General features: G+C 74.1%; 5 protein-coding genes. All 5 read left to right on the forward strand.

What is annotated here, in order from left to right; genetic code table 11:
* The coding region (locus VF665_RS10875; protein ID WP_331053453.1) for a helix-turn-helix domain-containing protein at positions 1 to 430 on the forward strand (430 nt) is incomplete at its 5' end.
* A gap of 426 nt (positions 431 to 856) precedes the next feature.
* Entirely contained in the window at positions 857 to 1,339 is a 483-nt protein-coding gene (locus VF665_RS10880; protein ID WP_331053454.1) for a hypothetical protein, read from the forward strand.
* Positions 1,340 to 1,419: 80 nt separating this feature from the next.
* On the forward strand, positions 1,420 to 2,205 hold the full coding sequence (locus VF665_RS10885) for a hypothetical protein (RefSeq protein WP_331053455.1): 786 nt from the start codon (positions 1,420 to 1,422) through the stop codon (positions 2,203 to 2,205).
* Between the two features lie 7 nt (positions 2,206 to 2,212).
* Positions 2,213 to 4,771 (forward strand): carboxypeptidase-like regulatory domain-containing protein, encoded by a 2,559-nt coding sequence (locus tag VF665_RS10890; protein ID WP_331053456.1) that lies wholly within the window; start codon positions 2,213 to 2,215, stop codon positions 4,769 to 4,771.
* 158 nt (positions 4,772 to 4,929) lie between these two features.
* On the forward strand, positions 4,930 to 5,574 hold a 645-nt coding region (locus VF665_RS10895), incomplete at its 3' end, for a PAS domain S-box protein (protein ID WP_331053457.1).

Raw genomic sequence — 5,574 nt, forward strand, 5'->3', positions numbered from 1 at the left:
GGTTTCACGGCAACTGCAGCTCACGGTACCTACTATGGAGCGCCCCAAGATGCTCACGGTCATCGACATTCCGGCACCGCACGTCCTTCGCACCGCGGAGGAGTACGAGGCGGCGGCATCCGAAATCGACCGGCTGCTGGATCTGGATCCCCAGCCGTTCTCCGAGGACTTCGACCGCCTTGAGATGCTGTCGCTGCTCGTGGAGCACTACGACGAGCAGCACAACCCCATCGACGACTCCGGCCTTACGCCGCAGAACGTGGTGGACTTCATGCTGGAGCAGCGCAACATGAGCCGCGCCGACCTGGCCGACCTCATGGGCGGGCGCAGCCGCGTGTCGGAGTTCTTTTCCGGCAAGCGCGAGCTCAGCAAGGGGCAGATCGCGGCGCTTCGGGAAACGCTGGGCATTCCCGCCGACCTGCTGATGTAAGCCGTACCCCGGCGCCGCCGGGTTTTGACGTTGCCCAATTCGATCCGGCCCCGGGGTGCGCCCCGGGGCCGGTGTGTTTTGCGCCACCTGCCGCACGGTTTCCTCCACGCGCCGCCGTCCGGAAGGCGGAAAACAGACGTTTGCGCGCCCGGAATCCGGACACAATCCCGCAAACCATTCTTCTGCATCGGCTTGCGCCCTTTCCGCGGCTGGAGATGTACGGATTCCGTACACAACCGGCCGCCCGCGCCGCGATGCACAAACCCGGCTAAACCCACCTCCAGCAACCAGTTGCGGATCTGATACAATGTGGAACGCCATTCGCCTTGGGGGAGTGCGTCGCCGGCCCGGACGGGCTGGCGGAATCCGGCGCGGCTCCCCCCTGATCCGCGCGTCCCCATCTTTCTGTTTCGAAGGAATCGCAACATGTCCATCCGCATCGCCGCTGCTTTCGCCGTTGCCGCCGCCGCCCTGGCCGCCACCAACGCCTCCGCGCAGACCGCCACCCAGACCGTGAGCTACGAAGTTTCGGCCGTGAACGAGATCGCGGTTTCCGGCTCGCCGTCGCTGGTGATCAGCGCCGCCACCCCGGGCAGCGGGCTTACCAGCGCCACCGCCAGCGGCACCTATGCCATCACCACCAACGAGACCGGCCGCAAGATCACGGCTTCGCTGGATTCCAACATGCCGTCGGGCGTGACGCTGAGCGTGAACATGGCCGCGCCGTCGGGCGCCACCAGCGCGGGCGCGGTAAACCTGAGCACCACCGCCATGGACGTGGTGACCGGCGTGAGCACGGTGAACCAGTCCGGCCTGTCCATCAGCTACGGCCTGAGCGCGACCGTTGCTGCCGGCGTCGTGCAGGCCGGCAACCGCACGGTGACCTACACCATCACCGCCGGCGCCTGATCCGCATCGCTGTCACGGGCGGGTGCCCCACTCCGGCGCCCGCCCGCTGCTTTTCCCCCGCCGTACCCCGTGCAGTCATCATGAAGCGTCTCGTTTTCCTGGCCCTCGCCGCGCTGGCCGCCGCGTCCGAGTCCGCCGCCCAGATTAGCGTGGTCAGCAGCACCGTGGAAGAGCGCCAGGCCGCGCCCGGCGCCAGCTACAGCGGCACCGTGCGCGTCCGCAACGCGGGGGGCGACGCCCGCACCGCCCGCGTCTCCGCCGCGGATTACCGCTTTCTTGCGGACGGCCGCACCTTTTACGACGCGCCCGGCAGCACGCCGCGCAGCAACGCGCCCTGGGTGCGGTTCAGCCCGTCGCAGCTCACGCTGGCGCCGGGCGAGGAGGCCACGGTGGCGTACACGGTCACCGTTCCGGCCGGCGGCGACGTCCGCGGCTCATACTGGAGCGTGCTGCTGGTGGAAACGATGGATCCCGCGTCCGTTTCCGCGGCGCGCACGGGACGGCTGGGGCTCACCCCCGTGATCCGCTACGCCGTGCAGCTGGCGACGCACGTGGGCGAGGCGGAGCGCCGCGTGGCGCTGCAGGGCGCGCGCGTCACCGGGCCGGGGCGCGCCCCCGCGCTGGAGATGGACATCATGAACACGGGCGAGCAGGCGGACCGGCTGGAGCTGCGCATGGACCTGTTCCGCGCGGACGGCGCCCCGGCCGGGCAGCGGTCCAGCACCCGCGGCCTGGTGTACCCCGGCAGCTCCATCCACCAGGCGTTCGACCTGCGCGGCCTGGCGCCGGGCACCTATCGCGCGATGGTGACGGTGGATACGGGGAGCGACGACGTGTTCGGCGCGGAGTACACCATCCGCATCTGAGCCGGGGATGCGCGCGCTTCGTCCGTTTCTGTTCACGCTGGGCCTCTGCGCGCTCCTCACGGGGCGCGCGGAGGCCCAGCGCGCGCGCGTGGAGCGGCGGGGGCCGGCGCGGGTGGAGGCGGCGGCCGGGCAGTCCATCACCTTTCCCTTCCGCGTCACCAACGTGTCCGGCGCCCCCGCCGTGCTCCCCGGGCAGGCGTCGCTCCCCGCGGGATGGCGCGCCACGGCGGGCGACGCGGGCGAGCTGGCGGCCGGCGCGGCGGAACTGCGGCTGGTGGGCGTGCGCGTGCCCGCGACGGCGGCGGCGGGGACGCACGCCGTGCGCTACACCGTCGCGGGCGTGGCGGATTCCGTGCTGGTGGTGGTCGCGGAGCGGCGCAGCGTGACGGTGGTGGTGGACGGCGCCGCGCCTGGGCGGCGAGGAGTACGCGGTGCGCTTTCGCGTCGGCAACGCGGGGAACGTCGCCGAGCGCGTGCGGCTGAGCGTCCGCGGCGACCGCGGCATCACTCCGCGCGCCGACGTGGAGGCGGTGGACCTCGCGCCGGCGCCGCGCGCATCGTCACGGTGCGCGGGCGTACGCCCACGGGCGGGCCGTCCAGCCAGCGCCACCAGGTGGGCCTGACCGCGTTGTCGGGGGCGCCGGCCGCGGCGGGGCAGACCGTGGTGACCATCGTGCCGCGCGGGGGAAGGGTGCGCTCCGGGCGGCGCTTTCCCGTGGAGCTGCGGGTGCTGGCGAGCGATTCGCTCACCGGCGCGGGGGTCGGGCTTTCCGCCGCCGGCGCGCTGGACCGCGCCGGTTCCGTGCGGCTGGCGGTGGACGCGCGCACCGCGGACCCGGCCGGCACCCCGTACGCGCGGCGGGACGAGGCGCGGGTGCGGCTGGACGCGCCCGGCCTGGCGCTGCGGCTGGGGGACGACTTCTACTCCCTTTCCCGCCTTACGGAGCCCGGAACGTTCGGCTTCGGCGGGGCGGCCTCGGTGCACCGGGGATGGCTGAGCGGCGGGGCCATGGCCGCGCGCGACCGCCGGGGCGAGGGCCGCCCCGGCACCGCGGGCGGCTTTCTGCGCGTGGGCGGCGGCCGCGCCCGCGCCGGCCTGAACGCCGTCGTCGCCGACAGCGCGGCGCGCTGGACGGTGGACGCCGCCCTGCGCCTGGACCCGGCGCTGAACGCCGAAGCGGAGGCCGCGCCCGGCGTGACGGGCGCGGAGGGGATGCCGCTCGCGGTCCGTGCCTGGGGTGCGAGGCGCATCGGTTCGTACGAAGTGCTGCACGTGCGCGGCGCCCTGCCGGCCCCGGGCGGCGCCACGCGCGATCAGGACATGGCCTCGCTGGTGCTGAACCCGGGTGCGGGGCTGTCGTTTTCCGCGTCGCTCCGGCGCGCGCGCGAAGGCGTCTGGTTCGCCGAAGACAGCCTGGCGGCCGTGCGGACGACCCGGCGCGCGGCGCTGGCGTGGGGGCGCCGCCTGTCGCTGGAGTACCGCGACGCCGCCGCGGACACCGCCTCCCCCGGCGACCTCCGCTCGCTGCGCGCCCGGCTGGGCTTTCCCCTCTTCCCCCGCGACTGGGTGAACGTGTGGTACGAGCAGGGCCAGTCGGTTTCCGCCATCGGCGGGGCTGCGGCGCCGTTCCACATCGCCGGGGTGCAGTCCATCCTGGCCGCGCGCGACGGCACGTACGTGAGCGCGGGCGTGCAGCGGCGCCGGGGCGGCACGGGGCTGCGCGCGGACGAGGCCGAGTGGTCCGGCACGGTCACCGCCAACGCGCCCATTCTGCGCGGCACGTGGCTGCGCATTTCGGCGGATGCGCGGCAGCCGGACGGCGGGCGGCGGGAAGCGCGCGTGTCCCTGTCCCTGGAGCGCGCGCTGGCGGGCGGCCACCGCGTGACCATGCGCGGCGTGGCGGACTCGCGCACGCAGGGGGGATGGACGCGCGGCGGCGTGCTGGAGTACGCGCTCCCCCTCGGCGTTCCGCTCCCGTCGCGCGGCACGGAGGGGATCGTGGCGCGCGTGGTGGACCCGGCGACGGGCGCCGGCATTCCGGACCTGGTGGTGCGCGTGGCGGACCGGCTGGCGGTGACGGACCGCGGCGGCTACGCGGGCTTCACCGGGCTGCCGGACGGCGACTACGCGCTGCGGGTGGAGCCGGGCGCCGGGCCGGAGCGCGTGGCCGACCGCGACCTGCCGGTCCCCGTCGCCGTGCGCGGGGGGCGCGCCGAACCCGTCCTGATCGGCCTGCAGCGCGCCGGGCGGGTGAGCGGCGTGGTGATGCGCGTGGGGACGGATTCCGTGCAGGCACCCCTGCCCGGTGTGACGGTGGAGCTGGCGGGCCCGGGCGGCACCCGGCACGCGCGCACCGGCCCGGACGGCCGCTTTGAGGCGGGGGCGCTGCGCCCCGGCTGGTACCGGGTGCGGGTGGCCGCGGCTTCCCTTCCCCGCCACCACGAGGCCCCGCCGGAGCAGATGGTGTCCGTCGCGCCGGGGGCGGACGAGCCGGTGCGGTTCCGGGTGGCGGAACGGGTGCGCCCGGTGCAGATGATTCAGTCGGGCGACCTCACCGCGCCGTAGCGATCGTGCATTCCATGACGCCAACCGAGAGCCCGTCCCGCGGACGTGAATCGGGTTCGCGGCGCCGCCCGGCGCGGTGCCCCGCGTGTCGCGGCCTGGGCCTGTTCCATGCGTTTCCCGCCCGGCGTGGACGATTCGCCCGCAACCGGAACGGAGCCGTGAAGAACGAGCCGCGGGTGCTGCTGATCGGGGGGAGCGCGGAACTGCGGGCCTCGTGGCAGAACGCCGTCATCCAGGCGCTCCCCGGGGCGCGCGTGGAGTGCCTGGACGAGGACGGCGCCCGGGCCGGCTCCTTTTTTCGCACGGAGGCGGAGTACCGCGTCCTGGTGGACCAGTCGCCGGAACCCATCTTCATCTACACGCTGGACGGAATCGAGTACGCCAACCCCGCCGCGGCCGCCGTCGTGGGGCTCACGGTCGCGGAGGTCATCGGCCGCCCGCTGCTGGACTTCATCCATCCCGACGACCAGCCGCGCGTGGTGGCCCGCATGGGCACCCTGTTCGCCGGGAGCGAGCTGGACCCGGCCGAGTACCGCATTGTCCCCGTGCGGGGCGAGGTGCGGCACATGGAGGCGGTGAGCTTTCCCATCCTGTTCCGCGGCCAGCCCGCCGCGCAGGTGGTGGCGCGCGACGTGACCGAAAAGCGCCGCGCGGAAGAAAGCCTGCGCCGCGCCGCCTTTTACGACGCGCTCACCGGGCTCCCCAACCGCCGCCTGTTTCTGGAGCGGCTGCGCGAGGCGTGCGGCGAGGGGCGCGCCCCGAGATCTGCTTCGCCCTGCGTGATGTTCGTGGACCTGGACCGG

Source organism: Longimicrobium sp. (genome assembly GCF_036387355.1).
GTDB lineage: Bacteria > Gemmatimonadota > Gemmatimonadetes > Longimicrobiales > Longimicrobiaceae > Longimicrobium.

Excerpts from the sequence above, each read along its gene's own strand:
- VF665_RS10890 (WP_331053456.1), top strand. The coding sequence starts at position 2,213 with ATGCGCGCGCTTCGTCCGTTTCTGTTCACGCTGGGCCTCTGCGCGCTC.
- VF665_RS10885 (WP_331053455.1), top strand. The coding sequence starts at position 1,420 with ATGAAGCGTCTCGTTTTCCTGGCCCTCGCCGCGCTGGCCGCCGCGTCC.
- VF665_RS10880 (WP_331053454.1), top strand. The coding sequence starts at position 857 with ATGTCCATCCGCATCGCCGCTGCTTTCGCCGTTGCCGCCGCCGCCCTG.